Here is a 22811-nt window from a genome sequence, read left to right on the forward strand (position 1 = left end):
AGCGCGGTTTGATTGGAGACCTTTTGGATCACCTCCCCGCTTCAATGGGGCCGCGCTCGTGTGAGCGCGGAGACACTCAACGGTGGGCGGCCTTCCTTCTTCGCCCCCAATAGCTTCAATGGGGCCGCGCTCGTGTGAGCGCGGAGACGAGCTCCTGGCGCGATTGCCCGGCCATCCTGCGCTTGCTTCAATGGGGCCGCGCTCGTGTGAGCGCGGAGACACAACGCCCGTATCAGGTGCCTGGCCGTCCGATCCGGCTTCAATGGGGCCGCGCTCGTGTGAGCGCGGAGACTTTCATCGAAACAGAGGTTGCCCTGATCAAGGTTGAGCTTCAATGGGGCCGCGCTCGTGTGAGCGCGGAGACTGAGTTGGTGGGATTCCTGTCAGACTGGCAGAGCCGTCAGGCTTCAATGGGGCCGCGCTCGTGTGAGCGCGGAGACATAAGCGCCGATTTGTACCCGCCAATTCATTGGCCGTGCTTCAATGGGGCCGCGCTCGTGTGAGCGCGGAGACAAGGCAGGCGCCGCAACCAAAACCAGCGGAGCCGCGGCTTCAATGGGGCCGCGCTCGTGTGAGCGCGGAGACGGGTCGCCCAACAGCTTGAGTATCGTGGCAGCGCCTGGCTTCAATGGGGCCGCGCTCGTGTGAGCGCGGAGACACAACGGTTCATCGATCCGTGGCGGGAGGGAAGGGAGCTTCAATGGGGCCGCGCTCGTGTGAGCGCGGAGACGCAGGGGTTGTTCCACCCAAGGCAGGCGCCGCAACCAGCTTCAATGGGGCCGCGCTCGTGTGAGCGCGGAGACCTCAGGTCTGGTACTCGTGGCTCTGCTCCTACAGTCCGGGCTTCAATGGGGCCGCGCTCGTGTGAGCGCGGAGACCCAAAGAAAACTTTCGAAAAGTTTTGCGCATGTTTAGCTTCAATGGGGCCGCGCTCGTGTGAGCGCGGAGACATTCAGATGGCCTGAAAAGGCCGATAGCCCCCCGAGCTTCAATGGGGCCGCGCTCGTGTGAGCGCGGAGACCAGGAGCAGTGAGCCACATCCAGCGAAGCTGGAAATGCTTCAATGGGGCCGCGCTCGTGTGAGCGCGGAGACGGCTTTGAGAGCGTCGTTTTGTCCTGGGGGCCCCTCGGGCTTCAATGGGGCCGCGCTCGTGTGAGCGCGGAGACCGCCGACGGAACGTTAACGCCTTCAGAATGCCCCCAGCTTCAATGGGGCCGCGCTCGTGTGAGCGCGGAGACCAAACTCACCTCTTCCACATCCCACGTGTTCGGGTTGCTTCAATGGGGCCGCGCTCGTGTGAGCGCGGAGACCCCCTCCTTGGGGTAGTGGTGAGTCATGCGTGTGAAGGCTTCAATGGGGCCGCGCTCGTGTGAGCGCGGAGACGTGGTCGGGGGAGCCCCCCGGAGGGTCGGAACCCCTCGCTTCAATGGGGCCGCGCTCGTGTGAGCGCGGAGACCTCCAGCTTCGCCCGGCATCAGAGTCCCTCCAGTCCGCTTCAATGGGGCCGCGCTCGTGTGAGCGCGGAGACCCGGCGGTGCCGGGCGGAATGGGTGGGGAGGCGGCCCGCTTCAATGGGGCCGCGCTCGTGTGAGCGCGGAGACCAGCGCAACGGGCGGTGGCATTACCATGTAGTAGTGCTATTGCTTCAATGGGGCCGCGCTCGTGTGAGCGCGGAGACTTGGTCGCGTATGAAGGCGGGTGATGTATGAGCTTGAGCTTCAATGGGGCCGCGCTCGTGTGAGCGCGGAGACAACCCACCCCCACCAATAGGTGCCCGAAGAGTAATACGGCTTCAATGGGGCCGCGCTCGTGTGAGCGCGGAGACGCCAATCCCGAAGAAGAGCTGAAAGGAGGAGCGATATGCTTCAATGGGGCCGCGCTCGTGTGAGCGCGGAGACTCGGCGCCCCCGTGGACATGGGCGGACTGGTCAACGCTTCAATGGGGCCGCGCTCGTGTGAGCGCGGAGACTTCCAGGGCGACCTTCCGATCCCACCATGCCGCGTCGCTTCAATGGGGCCGCGCTCGTGTGAGCGCGGAGACCTGTCCGGTGGATGCGGTCCGGTGGGTGCCAGTGAGGCTTCAATGGGGCCGCGCTCGTGTGAGCGCGGAGACACGCCCAACCTGTGGATGGCAGATGTGATTGCTGCGGTGCTTCAATGGGGCCGCGCTCGTGTGAGCGCGGAGACTCGGTCAGTGTGGGAAGCATCGCAAGCCTCCGCCCGCTTCAATGGGGCCGCGCTCGTGTGAGCGCGGAGACCACGTGGTAATGGATCCGCCCGGCCTTGGTCCGCTCCGCTTCAATGGGGCCGCGCTCGTGTGAGCGCGGAGACTTTTAGAGCGTCGTTTGGTCCTGGGGGCCCCTCGGGCTTCAATGGGGCCGCGCTCGTGTGAGCGCGGAGACCCGCCGGATGGCGTGGTAACCTCTTTGACCGCACTGCTTCAATGGGGCCGCGCTCGTGTGAGCGCGGAGACGGAAGCCGCGGGGTCGTATGTGGCCAAGTATTTGGTGCTTCAATGGGGCCGCGCTCGTGTGAGCGCGGAGACGATGGCCGGGTTCGGCAATGTGGGGAGGATCTTCGTGGCTTCAATGGGGCCGCGCTCGTGTGAGCGCGGAGACCGGTCCAGTACGCGGCATTCCCGGGGCTGGTGATCAACGCTTCAATGGGGCCGCGCTCGTGTGAGCGCGGAGACGGAGACACAATGATCCAGTCGCGATGCTGAAGGAGTATGCTTCAATGGGGCCGCGCTCGTGTGAGCGCGGAGACAAAATGCGGAATTCTCACGCGGACTCTCCCTTGGACTGGGCTTCAATGGGGCCGCGCTCGTGTGAGCGCGGAGACCCGCCGCCGTGATCAGCCAATCCCTCAACGTCTCCCCGCTTCAATGGGGCCGCGCTCGTGTGAGCGCGGAGACTAATCTTTCCCCACCGAAAACTGGGTCACTCCCGGGAGGCTTCAATGGGGCCGCGCTCGTGTGAGCGCGGAGACCGGCCTTACCTCACCCTGTACCGAGCCGAACAGATCCGGCTTCAATGGGGCCGCGCTCGTGTGAGCGCGGAGACGATCGACAGCACCAACACCCGGACCTCCTGGTCATCGTTGCTTCAATGGGGCCGCGCTCGTGTGAGCGCGGAGACCCTGGAGGTCGTTGTAAGTCGTTGATGCTCAATGGCGTGCTTCAATGGGGCCGCGCTCGTGTGAGCGCGGAGACCATTGCCGACGCGGGCTATCTGACCGCGGCTGCGTTGCTTCAATGGGGCCGCGCTCGTGTGAGCGCGGAGACACATGACAACGTTTCGATTGACGTGGTAGCATTGCTGGCTTCAATGGGGCCGCGCTCGTGTGAGCGCGGAGACCCAGTCCATCCACTCTGAGGCCGCCAGAATCAAACCTGCTTCAATGGGGCCGCGCTCGTGTGAGCGCGGAGACCGGTGCCTTATCTCGCCGGCATGCGCATGATCGGCGTGCTTCAATGGGGCCGCGCTCGTGTGAGCGCGGAGACATCTTCGCGACTGGCTGCGAGCCAGGCGCGTCGGTCGGCTTCAATGGGGCCGCGCTCGTGTGAGCGCGGAGACTGGAGCTGGGAGGTCCGAAGGCCATTCAACAAGAGATGGCTTCAATGGGGCCGCGCTCGTGTGAGCGCGGAGACCGCCGGTCCCGATCAATCCGCCGTGGGCGTCCCCTTCGCTTCAATGGGGCCGCGCTCGTGTGAGCGCGGAGACGACTGACCAACGGATACTCCCGAACGACCACCTGCGGCTTCAATGGGGCCGCGCTCGTGTGAGCGCGGAGACGGCATTTGTCAAGCCCCAAAAAGGAAGCCCCCTCAAAGCTTCAATGGGGCCGCGCTCGTGTGAGCGCGGAGACTTGTCGAGGCATTGTTCGGATTGTGATTGACCGCACCTCGCTTCAATGGGGCCGCGCTCGTGTGAGCGCGGAGACGCATCAGTAACATTCTCCAGCGGATTCCGGGCGCCAGGCTTCAATGGGGCCGCGCTCGTGTGAGCGCGGAGACCGAATTGTGACAATACAGCGCGGCGAGGTACAGCGGGCTTCAATGGGGCCGCGCTCGTGTGAGCGCGGAGACTCAGTCAATGACGGACTATTCCGCCGTGTCATCATCTTGGCTTCAATGGGGCCGCGCTCGTGTGAGCGCGGAGACCTCAATATCGGCAGAAGGCCATGGCGCCAAGTTGTGGCTTCAATGGGGCCGCGCTCGTGTGAGCGCGGAGACTGATGCAACCGCAGAGCTTGCACTGCACCGGCATCCGCTTCAATGGGGCCGCGCTCGTGTGAGCGCGGAGACCGAAACCGGCGAGATAGAGGAATGGGAGATTGCTGGGGCTTCAATGGGGCCGCGCTCGTGTGAGCGCGGAGACCCCACGTTCGTATTGCCACCAGTCGTCTGCGCACCACGCGCTTCAATGGGGCCGCGCTCGTGTGAGCGCGGAGACCAGGCGCTGCGTCGAGCTGTTGACTGGTCACGTAGAGCTTCAATGGGGCCGCGCTCGTGTGAGCGCGGAGACGTGGAGGGGAGGCACATGGACAATGGAAATCACCAACGGCTTCAATGGGGCCGCGCTCGTGTGAGCGCGGAGACGCGGCGTTCGATGCAGAGGCCGGCGATCCCAACCTCTTGCTTCAATGGGGCCGCGCTCGTGTGAGCGCGGAGACTAGCGGCAACCCCAAGAGCAGCAACGAACGCATCCGCCGCTTCAATGGGGCCGCGCTCGTGTGAGCGCGGAGACTACCACCGCCCAATTGTCGGAGCAGTTGCCCCACCTTGCTTCAATGGGGCCGCGCTCGTGTGAGCGCGGAGACCCCCTGTCCCGCAGCGCACCGTACTCATGCCCCAGGCCTAGCTTCAATGGGGCCGCGCTCGTGTGAGCGCGGAGACCGAAGCGCCGGATCTTCATGACCGGCACCCCGATCCTGCTTCAATGGGGCCGCGCTCGTGTGAGCGCGGAGACGTGTGCGATCTTCGACTTCCCCACACCGGATGGACCATGCTTCAATGGGGCCGCGCTCGTGTGAGCGCGGAGACTTCACGCATCGTGTCCATGATCAGCTCCTTTCATCAGGCTTCAATGGGGCCGCGCTCGTGTGAGCGCGGAGACGGCATCGGCCCGCATGGGCATGACCAGCTGCAGCTGGCTTCAATGGGGCCGCGCTCGTGTGAGCGCGGAGACGCGGCGGCGGCAAAGATCCCGAGCCGCGCGGCAGCAAGGGCTTCAATGGGGCCGCGCTCGTGTGAGCGCGGAGACGAAACACCTGCACGAAATGCGTGAAACACTGCGGTATGGCTTCAATGGGGCCGCGCTCGTGTGAGCGCGGAGACGGTGCCGCGCAAAGGCTGGCTCGAGCTGAAGACTTAGCTTCAATGGGGCCGCGCTCGTGTGAGCGCGGAGACACTTGGCAAGCTTAAAGCTTGCCAAGTTGTGTCATACGTCGCTTCAATGGGGCCGCGCTCGTGTGAGCGCGGAGACACACAACACACACAAAACACACAACCCACAAAGCTTTGGGCTTCAATGGGGCCGCGCTCGTGTGAGCGCGGAGACCTCTCCGCTTCTGCAAAGGAAGAGCGCATTCCTCACGCTTCAATGGGGCCGCGCTCGTGTGAGCGCGGAGACCTTGCTCTTGCGCCGGGACTCTTCTGAGGATGCTGACTGCTTCAATGGGGCCGCGCTCGTGTGAGCGCGGAGACCAGAGGGCTCCGCACCGTCGGGCTGGCATAGACCTCGCTTCAATGGGGCCGCGCTCGTGTGAGCGCGGAGACGAAGGTCTCCACGCATGGCGAGGACTGACCTTGCCACAGCTTCAATGGGGCCGCGCTCGTGTGAGCGCGGAGACTTGAAATTTCAAAACCGGAAATCTGAAAAAGCTTGCCGCTTCAATGGGGCCGCGCTCGTGTGAGCGCGGAGACACGACGCCGACGACGTGAGGTTCTTCTGCGAGGAGCTCATGCTTCAATGGGGCCGCGCTCGTGTGAGCGCGGAGACAGACAGAACACAGCCCAGACCCACTCACTCACTCGACATGCTTCAATGGGGCCGCGCTCGTGTGAGCGCGGAGACCGGCCCGCGACTGTACATCCATCGCGTGCTGGACTGCAGCTTCAATGGGGCCGCGCTCGTGTGAGCGCGGAGACACCAACGAGCCTGACCGCCAGGGATCGCACCCCCCTGCTTCAATGGGGCCGCGCTCGTGTGAGCGCGGAGACATGTATGCATTCGGGAGGGTGCGTTTCTGTTGGGGAGGCTTCAATGGGGCCGCGCTCGTGTGAGCGCGGAGACCCGCACCCCCCCACACCGCGCAGCATCGCCAAGACTATGCTTCAATGGGGCCGCGCTCGTGTGAGCGCGGAGACCGCAACCAAAAACTCCGAACCTCTTCATCCGGCAAACGGCTTCAATGGGGCCGCGCTCGTGTGAGCGCGGAGACGACCTGGAGCGCACGATTTCAACCACAGCTCTGACCAAGCTTCAATGGGGCCGCGCTCGTGTGAGCGCGGAGACGGGTGGAGGATGCTGCGCGGGCTGTTGCGGTGGGTAGTGCTTCAATGGGGCCGCGCTCGTGTGAGCGCGGAGACGAACCGATACCGCGGACACACCCACCGCAACTCCCGCCGCTTCAATGGGGCCGCGCTCGTGTGAGCGCGGAGACTGACGCGGGGCGCTGGGGCTGAACCCACCACCCACCGGGCTTCAATGGGGCCGCGCTCGTGTGAGCGCGGAGACCCGTGGGTCGTCGGTTGGGGCGTAGGGCAGGGCGTGCTTCAATGGGGCCGCGCTCGTGTGAGCGCGGAGACCCCAGACCACGAGCAGCAGCCTTCACCCCCGACGCGCTTCAATGGGGCCGCGCTCGTGTGAGCGCGGAGACACTGCCATGAAACAGCTGAGCAAGCGACAGGTGGTCAGGCTTCAATGGGGCCGCGCTCGTGTGAGCGCGGAGACTGACGGCGCCGTTTTCGGCCTGGATGATCAATGTCTTGCTTCAATGGGGCCGCGCTCGTGTGAGCGCGGAGACGCCGGAAGGTCCTCGAGCTCCGATTCCAGGAGATGGAGCTTCAATGGGGCCGCGCTCGTGTGAGCGCGGAGACTCGAAGGAGATCCTGGCGCAGCTCCGCGCCTGGGCCAGCTTCAATGGGGCCGCGCTCGTGTGAGCGCGGAGACCGATGTATTGGAGGTGGGTGACGGTGGGGTCGGCCTGGCTTCAATGGGGCCGCGCTCGTGTGAGCGCGGAGACCGACCAAATTCGTATTCGGACTGAATCGCACGAACTAGCTTCAATGGGGCCGCGCTCGTGTGAGCGCGGAGACCCATGTCCGAACTCCGCGCCATCGCCGAGGGCCGTCGCGCTTCAATGGGGCCGCGCTCGTGTGAGCGCGGAGACCGAAGTCCTCGATCCGCCGCATCAATTCGTCGAAAGGCTTCAATGGGGCCGCGCTCGTGTGAGCGCGGAGACCACGCAAAGGCAAATTCGTGGCAACCGGCTTCCCCAATGCTTCAATGGGGCCGCGCTCGTGTGAGCGCGGAGACCGCGACGGCCAGGCCTTCGACGTCACGGCGCCACGGCTTCAATGGGGCCGCGCTCGTGTGAGCGCGGAGACCGGTGGACGCCTTGGGGCTGGTCTTACGACGGGTCTGGCTTCAATGGGGCCGCGCTCGTGTGAGCGCGGAGACCAATCAGATTGCCTCCTGGTGCATGGAATACTTTGCGCTTCAATGGGGCCGCGCTCGTGTGAGCGCGGAGACCGGGACCTCGACGGCTGGCATCGTAGGCCCACTGGCAGCTTCAATGGGGCCGCGCTCGTGTGAGCGCGGAGACAATCATCCTGACGGCCCGGGCGTTCGCCGATCGCAAGGCTTCAATGGGGCCGCGCTCGTGTGAGCGCGGAGACACAATTCTTCTGCGAGGAGCTCATCAAAATTATCCAGGCTTCAATGGGGCCGCGCTCGTGTGAGCGCGGAGACGCGTTGCCAATATTTGGCATTGTTTAAGCTATAGCTGCTTCAATGGGGCCGCGCTCGTGTGAGCGCGGAGACCTGCGCCCGCCAATCATCCTCATACGGATCGCAAGAGCTTCAATGGGGCCGCGCTCGTGTGAGCGCGGAGACACCCCGCGGAAACAATCCACGCACGAGCCCCAAGAACCCCGGCTTCAATGGGGCCGCGCTCGTGTGAGCGCGGAGACATCTCCCATCGCCGGCTGCCAGAGTCGTGCGAAACATGCTTCAATGGGGCCGCGCTCGTGTGAGCGCGGAGACCCCCACCGCTACCAACCACGCCCGCCCCGCCAACACACCGGGCTTCAATGGGGCCGCGCTCGTGTGAGCGCGGAGACACAACAATTTTGCGCCCCAACAGAAACGCACCATCGCGCTTCAATGGGGCCGCGCTCGTGTGAGCGCGGAGACCGCATACGCCACCGATAGCACCACCACCCGGAGCACGGCTTCAATGGGGCCGCGCTCGTGTGAGCGCGGAGACGCGTCCCACCAACAACCACACAATCCAACGCAACAGTAGGCTTCAATGGGGCCGCGCTCGTGTGAGCGCGGAGACGGACACAATCCACGCACGAGCAGCAAGAACACCCGGCACGCTTCAATGGGGCCGCGCTCGTGTGAGCGCGGAGACAGTCGCTTCCCCGCCCCCTCTGTCCCGCCCAGGCTTCTGCTTCAATGGGGCCGCGCTCGTGTGAGCGCGGAGACCACCCGACCAACCACGGCACACCGAACACCAACGCCGCGCTTCAATGGGGCCGCGCTCGTGTGAGCGCGGAGACCCTCCGCGAGGCGTTTCAGGGCCCGGTGGGCCCACGCAGCTTCAATGGGGCCGCGCTCGTGTGAGCGCGGAGACATACTCCAGAAGATATCCTTCCAATCTGCTATTACGGCTTCAATGGGGCCGCGCTCGTGTGAGCGCGGAGACATTGGTCAGCTATGTTGTCTGGGATTATTGCTTGGCCAGCTTCAATGGGGCCGCGCTCGTGTGAGCGCGGAGACGTTGCCATGCTAGAACCCCCAACAATACCCCCAATACGCTTCAATGGGGCCGCGCTCGTGTGAGCGCGGAGACGCTCACAATATACGGATTGCGTGCGTGCGTAAAGACGCTTCAATGGGGCCGCGCTCGTGTGAGCGCGGAGACCCGGACACGCAGTCCGGACCAGAGCGGAAACTATATGCTTCAATGGGGCCGCGCTCGTGTGAGCGCGGAGACGGTCGGTATGACCTGCCCCACCAACATCGCCGGCCCCGGCTTCAATGGGGCCGCGCTCGTGTGAGCGCGGAGACAGGGTACCACTTGCCGAGCCTCTACGTGCCCCACCGCGCTTCAATGGGGCCGCGCTCGTGTGAGCGCGGAGACAGGGTCAGCGAGGACAGCCCCTGCCCGGGCGGATCCGCACGGCTTCAATGGGGCCGCGCTCGTGTGAGCGCGGAGACTCGCGTCGTTTTACGGCGGATGGAGGATGATCTGTCGCTTCAATGGGGCCGCGCTCGTGTGAGCGCGGAGACGATTGGGGAGGATACGCAGGGCACGCTGGTCAGAGCGCAGCTTCAATGGGGCCGCGCTCGTGTGAGCGCGGAGACGCAACCGGTCGCCTACCATGTCCGCGTCAACCAAAACGGCTTCAATGGGGCCGCGCTCGTGTGAGCGCGGAGACCGCGCAACAGCGTCTGGTTGTCCAGCAGCTGCGCCTGCTTCAATGGGGCCGCGCTCGTGTGAGCGCGGAGACTTGCGAAATCTCGATCTTTACCTGCAGGGCGCTGGCATGCTTCAATGGGGCCGCGCTCGTGTGAGCGCGGAGACATAAAGAGGTGCGACAGACTGCCGGAGAAGGTGGTTGCTTCAATGGGGCCGCGCTCGTGTGAGCGCGGAGACATAAACGCACCCCGGATATGAGACGGACACCGGCCCCTCCGCTTCAATGGGGCCGCGCTCGTGTGAGCGCGGAGACACACTGTGATTGCAGGACGATTGATCTCGGAGCCATGAGCTTCAATGGGGCCGCGCTCGTGTGAGCGCGGAGACCTACGGGGATCCCAAGTACAAGATCACTGGACTGAAAGGCTTCAATGGGGCCGCGCTCGTGTGAGCGCGGAGACAATCCCAAGAGCGTCTCCGTCCAAGACTTCCTCCTCGGCTTCAATGGGGCCGCGCTCGTGTGAGCGCGGAGACGGGCCGGCCTAATGGCAAGGGGCGGGGAGCAAACCAAGCTTCAATGGGGCCGCGCTCGTGTGAGCGCGGAGACCCGGGGTGGGCCGTGGAGGTAGTGAGATGAAGATCAGTGCTTCAATGGGGCCGCGCTCGTGTGAGCGCGGAGACTGGCCTGTCGTCAGACACATAATTGGGAGCCAAAAATAGCTTCAATGGGGCCGCGCTCGTGTGAGCGCGGAGACGGGACGGTCGTCGATTGGTTTACGTGGGGCGTCTCGCTTCAATGGGGCCGCGCTCGTGTGAGCGCGGAGACCCAACACGTAGTCGTCCCGCACCAGGGGCAACATCCTGCTTCAATGGGGCCGCGCTCGTGTGAGCGCGGAGACCCGCAGCCTACGTGGCCGAGCAGGTCAAGTCGAAGCAGCTTCAATGGGGCCGCGCTCGTGTGAGCGCGGAGACCCTCCGACACGCACGCCCGGAACTCCCGAGCCTTCCCACGCTTCAATGGGGCCGCGCTCGTGTGAGCGCGGAGACGCAGCAGTCCCACCAGCTCCCGGAAATCGGCATCCACGCTTCAATGGGGCCGCGCTCGTGTGAGCGCGGAGACCGCACGGCGCCGCAACCAATGCGTTGCGAACGAGTTGCTTCAATGGGGCCGCGCTCGTGTGAGCGCGGAGACAAGTCCCGGCGGATGTAGAGGGTGACGTGCTGACCGAGCTTCAATGGGGCCGCGCTCGTGTGAGCGCGGAGACCACCCCCGGGAGCGTCTTTGAGCCGATCAACTGTTCGACGCTTCAATGGGGCCGCGCTCGTGTGAGCGCGGAGACTTGAATCCGTCAAAAAGGCGATCGAAACGCATCTGGCGCTTCAATGGGGCCGCGCTCGTGTGAGCGCGGAGACTCTACTTGGTACTGGCTCAAAAATTGACGCTTGCCAAAGCTTCAATGGGGCCGCGCTCGTGTGAGCGCGGAGACACAATTGCATCCGCGAGGGCGAAAGCTTTGGATGCTGCGCTTCAATGGGGCCGCGCTCGTGTGAGCGCGGAGACTCTTCGTCCTACCCCTTCAATCTCCACCACCGTTCCGCTTCAATGGGGCCGCGCTCGTGTGAGCGCGGAGACCCGACCGGCAAGATTTGCCGGGTGGGGGACATGTCTCGCTTCAATGGGGCCGCGCTCGTGTGAGCGCGGAGACGCACCTATGCAATTTTTGCGCAGTTTGGCAATGTCCAGCTTCAATGGGGCCGCGCTCGTGTGAGCGCGGAGACCGCTCTGGCCAAACGGAGACGTAACACTTCATGAACTTGCTTCAATGGGGCCGCGCTCGTGTGAGCGCGGAGACTCCATGCGTTCCGCGAAGAACGCTGCGAACACGTCATTCAGGCTTCAATGGGGCCGCGCTCGTGTGAGCGCGGAGACCCGCAAATGGTGGTTTGTGTGGAATTGATGAACCATGAGCTTCAATGGGGCCGCGCTCGTGTGAGCGCGGAGACAGACCTCAGCCAAGACCGATATGCCATCCATGTAATCGGCTTCAATGGGGCCGCGCTCGTGTGAGCGCGGAGACCTTGCGTGGCGTTCGTGTTGTGCGACGATTGTGAGTGGCTTCAATGGGGCCGCGCTCGTGTGAGCGCGGAGACGTTGCTAGGTTGTGGCAACATATAAATGCACACACAAAGCTTCAATGGGGCCGCGCTCGTGTGAGCGCGGAGACTGATCGTCCTCGGTTTTGTAGGTGGCGCTTTCCGACGCTTCAATGGGGCCGCGCTCGTGTGAGCGCGGAGACCGGCGGGACGGAGTGTGACTGACATGGCGACCTCCTTGCTTCAATGGGGCCGCGCTCGTGTGAGCGCGGAGACGGCGGTGGCGTTGGATTCGACGAACGCCACGGGGACGCTTCAATGGGGCCGCGCTCGTGTGAGCGCGGAGACTGGCCCAGGCGTCGAGCAGCATGCCCATGATGCCCCTGGCTTCAATGGGGCCGCGCTCGTGTGAGCGCGGAGACACAACTCCGCTCTTCCAGGGCCCAGCATCTCATCCTGGCTTCAATGGGGCCGCGCTCGTGTGAGCGCGGAGACTGTTTTGCAAGTGCTTTTGCAATTGCTGGCAGGCTGCTTCAATGGGGCCGCGCTCGTGTGAGCGCGGAGACTGCGCCCTACTAAGTACCTGGTTGTCAAAGAGCTCGTCAAGCGTTCGCGAGCGGCGACCCATCTGCGGAGCGCGAAGGCGCTCTCAATGCGCCCGGCAGACCCGCAACCTGTTGCAGCGGCGTGGCTTACGAGGCGCGAGCGCCCGCCGCAGTTGTCGCATCACCTCGCCTCTCGCTCATGCGGAGTATGCTGAATGCGTGCGTTGTCGCCGTCAATGTGCTTCAAGTTAACGCGTGACGAATGCGCTGTACTGCGGGACCTCGCCGTTGATGTACCGGGCCAGGAGACGGGTTTGGATTTCAAGAATTCGGCGGTAGCTGACCCGGTAGTCGAACAAGGGATGTGTGGCCAAAGTATCCATGCGTTGCTCGTATGCACGGAGGAAGTGTTTGCGAGCGTCGTTTTTGAGGGCGACCGAGGGGCCTACCTGGACGAAATCGTCGGGTGTGAGCATGCGGTTGTTGATTGCGATGAGAACGGCGCTGTCGGCAATAATGGGCCGGAAGGGTTCCATAAGGTCGAGGGCAAGGGCCGGGCGGCCGAAGCGGGGTTGGTGGTAGAATCCGACGTAGGGGTCGAAGCCGACGGCCCAGGCTGTGATGGTGACGTCTTTGGCGAGAAGGGAATAGGCAAGTGATAGCAGGGCGTTGATCGGATCTCTGGGTGGGCGCCGGTTGCGATGGGTGAAGTGGAAAGTGAACGGGAGCCGACTTTTCCCAGTCGCTTCCCAGAGGTCGTCGATTTTGAGCATGCCGGCAAAGTGTGCAAAGTACAGGTTGGCGGCCTGGCCCTCTATCCCGCGGAGGGTTTCCAAAGAATCGGCGGTGCGGGCCTGCTGTGCAAGGTGTTTCAGGGCGGCCAGGACCTCGGCGGGTGGCTCGATGTGGTTTCGTTGGAGAAGAGTCCGTTGATTCTGGATTTTGCCGGCCACAAGGGCGCGGGCGATTTTAAGGCAGGCCCAGGGGGTATCTGCGAGTCGGAACTGGTTGCGGCGGAGGAAGACATTTTTGAGGCTGTGCCCGCGCGTGAGACCGTAGAACCAGCCCCCCATGGAGAAGTAGGCAATGGGGATGTCCTCCTGGCAAAGGGCCTGAATGGCCTGGGTGGTGAGCTGGACGTTCCCAAAAACGTTGACCTGATTGACATCCATGAGGCGGATTTCCTGCGTGTGATCCTCCTTGTCGCGGATCTGCAACACGCCTCCTGAGATGCCGATCTTGAGTCCCTGGGTGTTGAGGTAGAGTGGTTTTTCGTCATCGCGTGCGGGCACGAGCCGTCGGACGGGCGGGACGGGCTGCTGCTCTGAAGGACACTCGGGGAACAGGGAAAGTTGAATCGCCGTGGGCCGGGACGGTGGCTCTGTAATATCAAGACGGGTGGTGATCCAGGTTTCGTCCGGCAGGCAGATTCCGACCAGGGAGCAGCGGGGGCATTTGGGGCTGTTGAACAGAGGGGGTGGGATTTGGCGGCGCGCTGCCAGGGCACGGGCCTGGTGGGCGAGGCGGAGGGTTTCTTCGATCAATTCCTCCGTAATGGGCAAACGAACGCGTTGACGGGTGCTGCAGTAGTAGACAATACCCTCTTCACAGCGATAGCCGTTGTCCCGTAGGATAATTGCCTGGGCGGCGAGCTGGACACGGTCTGTATCCCAGAGTTCCGGGGCGCCATCGCCCTGGCGCGGGGCCCCACGCTTGTAATCCACGGGGCAGACCGCGCCGTTTTCAACCTCGACGAGGTCGATGCGGGCGATGAGGCCGTGTTTTTCGCTACTGAGGGTGACGGAGCGGGCGTGGATGGCCTCGGGGACCTCTTCGGCGGATGTAGGGCTGGGGAGGGCCGTGGGCCCCTTGTCCACGCGGCGATGTTGGTGGGCACCGTGCACGGTGTCGGCATTGTCGGCCCACAGGGCCTCCACCCATTCGTAGTAGAAGAGGCGTGGGCAGTAGACGAATTCGTTGAGCATGCGGGCCGGGAGCAGGTCCGGGACCAGGGCGTGTTCAGGGTCGGTTTGTGTGGGACTTTGGGCCTGAGCCGTGGCAGGCGCCGCGGGCGGATCGTGAGCCGGTCGGTTGTGTCTTGAATTGGAATTCATATGTCACATAAAGGCACACCCGGTGCGGCCGTATGTGCCTCACCGTCTATATCGGAACGGGGGTATGTCCACTTGAGCAGGTCATACGACGTAGCAGGGGGCGTCGATGCGGACGTAGGGCAGGCCGATGGCGGTAATGACCCGTTCTCCGCGCCCCTCGGCCGGTCCGAGGGAGACAAAAAGAACCTGATCTTCCGCATGATTGATGATGGCGGAAAGCGCGGCTTCGAGTTCAGCTTTTTCGGCGGGGTTCAAGTCGCATTCGAAGACCGAGTACTGGAGGTGGTTGCCGTAATCCTTGCAGGTTTTGAAGACCTGTCGAAGGCGTTTATCGTCGCAGATGTCGTAACAGACCAGATACGTTGTCCGCATGGCTCGTGGTGACGCTGGACCGGAGCCCTCTGGGGCCGTTGGCAGGTTGTTGAAAAGTTCGCTTTCGGACGAACAATCATGCGACAACCCGGTAATTGTTGAGGTCGGCTTTTCACAACCTGGCTTTTCCGACAGTCAAGCGGACAGGCCAGCATGCTGAATGCCAATCGCCAGTGGCCGGCCTGCGTCTTTTCATGGTTTAGAGGCTAACACTGTTCGAGCTTGCATGGCTGGGGTGGAGGTCGCACCCGGGGTGGTTATCGTTACAGGGCTTGTTCAGGAGCGGGGACGAAAAGTCCTAGGCCAAAGTGGGCTGCGTAGCCGAGGGCCAAGGGGCCTCTAACGGGCTCGGGGAAGACGATCTGGAAGGCAACGGGTACTGTGCGGGTGGCGCGGCGACCCTGACCATGGTATCGACGGGTCTGGAACTGGATGGGGCGGAGGATGCGGGAGGAAACCGTGATGGTGCGGAGGGGAGTGATTTGAGAGGGGCGTGGCAGGCCGGCCTCCAAAAGGAGACGGCGCAGGTCGTGTTCCGGTGATCCTATCCAGAGCCCGTCGACGTCGAGCTTGGGCTGACCGTTTCGGTGGGTCTTGGGATGACGGGTCGCAACGAAGGGCGTCAGGGAACGCCAAACATTTGCGGGGCCAAACAGGCGACAATCGGCAAAGGTCTGCTCATCTCCAAAGCCAAGGAAAACGAGTTGCAGATCATGGCCGCCGTGTCCCCACAGTCGTGTGACGGACTCGATGGCGCGGCGGGATTCGGGGTCGAAGCCATCTCGAGCGTAGAGGGTTACGTGGGTGATGGCGTCGCGTGGGCCGTTGGGCTCGCTGAAAATGTAGAGATGCTTGTGGCCTCGGAGCGGGTTCCCCTCCGGATCTCGCCCGGAGATCAGGGATGGTGGGTCCTGGTTTTTAAAGCGTGAGAGGAGAGCTTGGTGAAGTCGTTCGGCCACCGAGACGGCGTCCAGGATCCGCGGCGGTACGGCGCTGGAGAGGGCAAAGCGCGCGACGGTGTGGCGCTTGGTGAGGGAGCGGCTTGCTCGGACGGGAGTCCGGGCCACACCCTGGGCCGGGCGGATGTAATTGAGGAAACGGCTGCCGGGGGGTAGCAGCCAGCCGGCGGACTGCAGGTCCGTCGTGTCGGCGTGGAGGGCCTCAAACAGGCTGTCCGGCAGCTTCGGAGCTTCATGCCTCTGCCTGCGGGTCCTTTTTCGGGCCCGAGTGGTTTTTCCCGACGCTTGTGCATCATGTTGGGCCCGCCACTGAGCGAATTCGGCGGGGCTTAATGGCGTCAGCAGGCGCACCAATTCCGTTCCCACGGGTACGGGCTCGGTATCCGACAAAGGGCGCGCATTGGGAAGGAAGTCGTCCCCGGTCGGGATCAGCGTGGCTTCGACGAGGCTCTCGGCGCGGCCGAAGTAGGCAAGTCGGCGACAGAGGATGTGGAGGACCTCCTGTTCCTCTGGCGTTAGAGAGAGGTCCCAGCCGACGCGTAAAGGGCCGGCGAGGTGAAGGAAAGTGTCGAAGATTTTGACGGGCTTGAGTTTTCTGCCCTCGATGACCTGCATGTAATGGCGCGTATGCGCACCTGTGGCGGGCGGCAGATGGAAGGAGGGTGGTTGAGAGGCCAGTTTCTCCACGAGACTGCGGATTGGGGCCTCGGGGATCTCGTCTTTTGCCTTGAGATGCCAGGTGGCGACCAGGGCACGGAGAAGCCGCCATGGCGAAGGAGGCCACTCGACCACCCCCTCGTTAACGTGACTACCCCATGGCGTGGCATGGTAGCGGCCCGCGGGAAAACGGAGTTCAATGACGAACATGGCTATTCTTCACCGGTTTGCGTCTGGGACTTTTTGGGCTGGGAGGCCTCTTCGTAGACCACCCTGGTGATGGGCGGTTGGGCAAAGCGTGTGGAGACGGCCCGGATCAGTTCAGGGAGCTCCTGCTCAATTGTCTCCAGTGGAGGCAGCGCGAAGTTTTCCGGGCGTTTGACCTCGAGGTTGCCATCGACTTCGAGATCGCAGGCGGTTCGCAACCGCAGCCCGTCTCTCAGGAAACGAAGGATTTTGAAGAGGGCGAGAGTAATCAGTAAGCGCTCGACATCCTGGCCGAGGCCGAAGCCGCGGATCAAAGCGAGGTCGAGCGAGAAGTAAGCCCTTATGTCGCCACAGAATTCCTGGCGATGGTAGGGGACGTTACCAAACCCCTTGTTGGCGTCCCCGCCAGGGTTGAGAGCGTCGTTTTTGACGCCCCCGCTGGGGGCCACGGTGACGTTGCGGGCCTCGATGAATGCGGTAAGTGCTCGGGGCAGGCGCATACGCCCACCAGCGATGTCGCTTTTGGCCAAGAAAACGCCGTGCAGGAGGCTGTTGATGTCGTATTTGAGGAGTACTTGAGCCAACAGTCTGAGGTTGACCGGCGCGAAGTCATCGACAGCCAACTCCTTTTTCAGGGTTTCCGCAAAGTTCTTGTGTTTACCCTCCAGGATATAGGGACTATTGAGGCGGTGGGCCTCGAGCACGGTGCAAGTGAGGAATCGGCCATTTTTGTCGGTGACGACCACGCACGGCAGACCGCGGAGAGGTTCGACCCAGTCGTTGGCGACGGTGTCCCAGCAGACGGCTTCCAATCGGTTGGCCATGCTCTGTGCGGATTCCACCAGAAGCATGTCCGTACCGTCCGGTAGCTTGTATTGTGCCGGCCCGAGGTCCGGAAAGCCGGTGGGCTGGAAGCGGGTTCCGGCGATGGGTTTGAGTCTGGCCTCCAGGAGGAGGCGCGGGCTGTTCTTTAATGCATCGAGGTTCATGGGTTTCGTTCGTTTTCGTTGGGTTTCAGACCCTTTGGGTTTGAGGTTTCAGGATCAAGTCCGCCAGCCGTTCGAGATCACGTCGGCTGAGCGGAAAGAGGATTGCGGCCGCTGCTCGGCGGGCGGCTTCTCCGTGGATGTCGACCGACCCGAGCGCCGGGGCCAGATCGGATGCCCGGAGCCGTTGCGCGGCCAGACGCGAAGCTGCCAGGCCATTGCCGGCGGCGGCCCACCGGTGAACAGCGGGCACCAGGGGTATGGGCGCAAGGGAACCCTGCTCGGATGGCCGAGCAAAAAGCAGGCGCAGGAGGCTGAAGAGGGCCGAAGGGGTAGCAAGGTCGCCGGGATCCCTCCATGTTGCCGGTAATGAATCCTCCTGCCGGCCAGGGGATGACCAGTCCACAAGGCAGAGTCCCCATAGCAGGTCAGCCAGGCGGGCATCGTCGGTTTGGTGGTCGAGGAAGGCCACCACGTCGCCGAGCGGGGCGGGATATGCGGCGTGATCGGGCAGTTCGGAGAAGCCGGACTGCGTGGCGCACAATAGACGGCGGGTGAAGATCGCATTCAACAGGTCCACGAAATCACCCTCGTGCCACACGACATGATTGGAGGGATTGTCGTCCCACTGGAATGTTCCGCGTCGGGTATCGAACGTGACCGGCTCGAGATGGCAGCGCAAGGGTAGTCTCAGAGGTTGTCCTTCGCGGTTTTTGTAGGAGCCTGTGATGGAGACCAGGGCGGTGGCGAGGCGGAACTCAACCGAGCCGTCATCTGCTTCCCTGAGCCACTGTCGGGAGAGCCCGTGTAGCGGCCAGATTCTCGTTCTGGGTGGCCTGCTGTCGAGACCTGCGGCCCAGGAGTGGCTGCGGGCCAGCGCCTTTTCAGCCCGGCCGAGTGCAATCAAAACGCCCTGGAGGCGCGTTGCACTGTTTTCCTGGCAAAGGCTCAGAATGGCTTCCTCTACGTCGCGCAGGGCCCGGGTTACTGAAGCCGGCACCCGGTCGGCAGTCGGACCAGCGATGTTGCGGAGTGTGTCCAGCCAGGCATCCACCTCACAGATGAGGTCGGCTCGGGCATTGCGGCGGACGACGAAGCGCCCCAGGGGCGTGGCAAAGTAATTCAGGCCATTACGGACCTGGAACCCGTAGCGTTGGAATGCACTCAGCCCCCGGTCGACACCCAGACCCACAATCGCCCGGGCAAAATCGACCCCGTGCCGGGCGGGGCGATTGCCGATCTGTGCGCGACCCTCGGCGAGGATGGCTGCGAGTTCTGGCAGCCTGGTGGGACGCTCCCACAAGGGCATCCACATTTCGCCGCGGGCTGTGGCCTCGTCAGCCCCGGCGGAGCTGGCGTAGCCGGCGGCGGCTGCACGCACGCAAAACGGATAGGCTATCGTTCCTGGTTCGGTGGTCTCTAGCCGGCGGACGACGGCCGAGGCGAAGAGCAGGGAGCCTTCGAGCGTGAGGATGTAATCCCATGGATTGATCAAACTGGCTCCCTGGAATCCGGAGGCAGCATTGGCACCGCCGGCCTGACCGGGCAGGAACTGGCCCACGGATGCATTGGCCAAAGGAAGGGCTTCCTGAGCACCGAAAAGAGCGCCTGTTAAAAGCGCACTGGCAGTCCCGCGAGGGTGTCCCGTGGCGGGGTCGATGACCTCGACCAGGCGCTGCATGAAATTGTTGGTGAACTCCAGCCGGCCGTCGTTGCCGCCGGTGCCGAGTAACGGGGGATACTTGGGCCCATGTTCGGTCAATACATAAGCGGCGTCCAACCAAGCCAGAGCCTGTTCCGGAAATAGACTTCGACACAGCAGAAGCAGTTGTTGTTTGGCCTCCGCATTGGGTTTTGCTGTCAGGCCCAGTCGGTTGAGCGCCGATCGGGCTTCGGCAATCGTGCGGCGATACACCTCAAATCTGGGAGAAGTTGAGCCGGCGATGGATTCGAGCGCTGTGCGGTTGTCCTTTGGGTAGAATCCGCTGCCACCGTTCCAGGGAGCGAGGATGGGCGTGGGACTGTATTCGTGGAGGAAAAACTTGAGGAGGCTGTCGGCGTCCAAGGAGCTGTTGAGCACGAAGACATCGCGTTGCCAGTAGCCTGTGGCGTCATGGTCCTTCTGCTCGGCCACCAGACGCAGGATGCCCAGCGCTTTCAAGTAATGCGCCAGAGGAGTGGGAGCACAACCGGTGAGTCGAATCTCGGGCATGGTCTAAATTTGCGGGTTGGATGTGTTCGACGTTTGGGTGTTGGCGTTTTGGCGGCTCTCGGCAGCGGAGGCGCGTGCGTCGGCGGCGCGCAGCAGCGTCTCCAGCCAGGCGAGTCGAAAGGGGCCCAGGCGGTCCCGCAGGGCCAGCATGCGTTCCAGCCAAGAGGGGTGTCCGGAGGAGTTTCTCCCCATTTCCATGAGGTCCAGCGTGAGCCGCAGGGGTTCGGCGGGTGGGGTGACCTCAATGGCGGCGAACGCCTCCGGTGGCAGGAGGTCACCCTCAACGATGCCCCGCGCAATGCGGGCGTCAGGCCGGTCGGGAGGTGGTTCTTCCCCGGGCATCGAGCGCAGGGAGAGGCGAACCTTACCGTGGTGCGACGCGATGAGGTAGGCGACCAAATCGCGCTCGGGGTGCGACTCTGGTTGGGTTAGGAGCCACGCAAGGGCGGAAGCGAGTTCGTGGCGGAAATAGCGGCGGGAGGCCGGGCGGGCAGGGGCCTTTGCTTTTGCCCAGAGCTGCTGTGCGCGGGATGAATCGTCGCCGCGGAGCATGTGTTGGAAAACTTCGTGGGCTTTGCCCAGATCATGCCAGCGAGCGGCTGTAACCAGGATGTTTGCAGGCGGTTCCCGGAGGTCCAGCTGGGTGAGCTCTGGAGCCAGGCTACTGACAAGATTGTGTGTTTCTGTGCAAACGTGTCGGGTGTGTTCCGTAAGGGTGACCCAGACGCCGCGTAGACTTGAGGGATCGCCGCTATAGCCCTGACCGAGGTCGGCACATTGGGTGGAGAGGTTGTCGGATGGCGTGATAAGCGGGATGTGAGGTGCATGGTCGGCGGTGCCGAACCATCCGAGTTCTGAGGAATAACCGCCGGCGTCAACATTGACGAGGTAAGTGGCGCCGGGCCTGGGATGTTGCGGAACACGAGCTTCTTCCCACTGCTCGGCCAACGGGTTCCAGATCCAGACGGGCCAGAGCTGGTGCGTACCGGAGCGTTTCGTCAGGGAACGGAGAAACGCTTGAAAGCTCGCGAGGGAGACCTGGCACAGTTCGCCAGGGGCCGGCTCGGGCTGGTTTTGCGAGGGTTCTTGCCCGTTAAGGGCACGCCAGAAGACCTGGACATCCGTGCCCTCGTGGTCGCGTATGAATCTGGAGATATCGAGGTCGTGGCCGGCGAGATCCGGCGTGGTGTCGAAAAGTTCGAGGATATCCTTGCGACGCAGGACAGGTCGGATGTCCGATGTAACGGGGGGGTCAATGCGCTGCAGGTGAATGGGGCTGGCATCTTGGAGGTTCTTGAGGCGCTCGCGGGCATCGTGCAGCTCAGCGCAGGTGTAGGGTTGGCAGAGGTCGGAGTTCTCCGACCTTGGGGCGATGTCGATCCAAATGATGCTGGCTTCGCCGGAGCCGAATTCGCCGTAGCGATTGCAACGGCCGAAGCGCTGGACCATGGAAGACCACGGTGCCAGCTCGGTAATGAGGGTTTGGGCGGAAATATCGATCCCGGCTTCGACAGCCTGCGTGGCGATAACGATGCGGCTGCCCGGCTGCTTGAGGACCTCTTCGTGCTTTCGGCGATCCGGTGGTCGAAAGCGGGAATGCACGAGCGCAAGGTCGGCGTGTGGGGCCATGGCCTTGAGGCGGGAATAGACCTCCTGGGCCCTGTTGACCCGATTCAGGATCACCAACGTCAGAGAGCCCTGGACGTGGCGTTCCAGGACGAGGTCGGCGACGAGGTTTGCGTAGTTGGGCAGGGTGCTGTCGGACAGGTCGATCTCCGCGCGGACGAGCTTTTTGGGTGCGTGAACGCGGGCCCTGACGCTCTCGAGTGCCAGATCCCTGTCATCCAGTATAAGGTTGGGCCAGCCGCCGTTTGGCGGGGTGTGATCCACGGTGTTCAGCCGGTCTGCGTCCAGGGTCGCGCTCAGCCACCAAGTGGCCGCGGGGCCCACGGTCCCGGGCCGGCCGTTCCCAAGAAATTGGCGGAACGCATCCAGCTGGGCCGTGGTCTCCAGGCCTACGCCCATCAACTGGGTTTCATCCACGACCCACAGGCAGTCGTTGTTTAGCAGGGCGAAGTGGATGGGCCATCGGTAGCGGCTCATGCCATAACCGCGGTTCAGGGCCCGGCTGAGGAGCATGTCCTGGGTGCCGATTACGATGCAGGGTTTTTCGGGGTACAAATCCCAGTCTCGGAGGTGCGACTCCAATTGCTGACCGCCCATGAGTATCAGCGGGGAATGGGCTGGATGATCCGGGCTGCGGTCGCCGGCCATCCAGTGCAACTCGGCAAGCGCCGAATCTGACAATGCCAATGCGTCGCGCTTTTCCCAAAGATTTGCGAGCCAGCGTTGGATGTTTTCAGCCGTTTGCTCGACGAGTGTTCGCATCGGGAGGCAGTAAACAAGGCGTCGGGGCCAGGGCTTGTGGGCAACATGATTGGGCTGCGGCTTTGAACTCCCATTGGGTGATGGTGGGTGTGGCAGGGTGTAGAGGCGGTTCCATAACCAGGCAAGCACGACGGCAGCGGTTTTTCCCAAGCCGGTGGGGATGTGGATCAGTTGTGATTGGCAGACGGTTCCGGTTTGGAGTGATGAGGGATTGGCGGGGTCGGCATCAGGGCCGCACGCGAGACGGCACTGGTAGGGGTAGGGAGTGTGAGAACCTGTGGCGAGGCGGAAGAATGTGTCGAATCTGACCGGTGTCATTTCAGTTCAGAGAAGAGAGTACCGCGAGTGAGACGCCGCAAGCAAGAGAAAGTTCATGGCCCCTGGTGGTTGATGAGGGTGGGCGGCATGTCTGTGCGGTTCGGTGCGGCGGGCGGGCTTGGTGCGCTGATGGGCTTGGTGTCCTGTTGTGGGACAGGGTGTCCATAAATGTGACCCGCGGGGTCAGGCGGTGCGGACTGCTGCGCTCTTGGGGATTTGGTGGGGCGTGGGAAATGGGGAAGGTGACGTTCGCGGGGTGAAGGAATGCGTGCGTGGGATGGGCACGGCCCGAGGTGGCGGCATG

At 63.3% G+C, this 22811-nt stretch carries 6 protein-coding genes and 1 CRISPR repeat array; all 6 genes read right to left on the minus strand.

Annotated features, from left to right (window positions below; genetic code table 11):
• The first annotated feature begins 38 nt into the window (after positions 1-38).
• Positions 39-12315: a CRISPR direct-repeat array (repeat unit 36 nt; unit sequence GCTTCAATGGGGCCGCGCTCGTGTGAGCGCGGAGAC).
• A gap of 227 nt (positions 12316-12542) precedes the next feature.
• Complete coding sequence (cas4g/cas1g, locus tag G4L39_RS03895; RefSeq protein ID WP_205880765.1) at positions 12543-14408, minus strand: CRISPR-associated endonuclease Cas4g/Cas1g; 1866 nt, start codon at positions 14406-14408, stop codon at positions 12543-12545.
• 81 nt (positions 14409-14489) lie between these two features.
• Positions 14490-14780, minus strand: a complete 291-nt coding sequence (cas2, locus tag G4L39_RS03900) for a CRISPR-associated endonuclease Cas2 (RefSeq protein ID WP_165106074.1) — start codon at positions 14778-14780, stop codon at positions 14490-14492.
• A 263-nt stretch (positions 14781-15043) separates the two neighbouring features.
• Positions 15044-16606, minus strand: coding sequence for a type I-G CRISPR-associated protein Csb2 (gene csb2 / locus G4L39_RS03905; RefSeq protein WP_165106076.1), 1563 nt, complete (start codon positions 16604-16606; stop codon positions 15044-15046).
• Positions 16607-16608: 2 nt separating this feature from the next.
• Positions 16609-17592: a type I-G CRISPR-associated RAMP protein Csb1/Cas7g gene (gene cas7g, locus G4L39_RS03910; protein WP_165106078.1), complete on the minus strand. Its 984-nt coding sequence runs from the start codon at positions 17590-17592 to the stop codon at positions 16609-16611.
• A gap of 25 nt (positions 17593-17617) precedes the next feature.
• Entirely contained in the window at positions 17618-19801 is a 2184-nt protein-coding gene (gene cas8g1, locus G4L39_RS03915; protein ID WP_165106080.1) for a type I-G CRISPR-associated protein Cas8g1/Csx17, read from the minus strand.
• A 3-nt stretch (positions 19802-19804) separates the two neighbouring features.
• Entirely contained in the window at positions 19805-22507 is a 2703-nt protein-coding gene (gene cas3g / locus G4L39_RS03920; protein ID WP_165106081.1) for a type I-G CRISPR-associated helicase/endonuclease Cas3g, read from the minus strand.
• Between the last annotated feature and the right edge of the window lie 304 nt (positions 22508-22811).

It is taken from the genome of Limisphaera ngatamarikiensis (genome assembly GCF_011044775.1).
Lineage (GTDB): Bacteria > Verrucomicrobiota > Verrucomicrobiia > Limisphaerales > Limisphaeraceae > Limisphaera > Limisphaera ngatamarikiensis.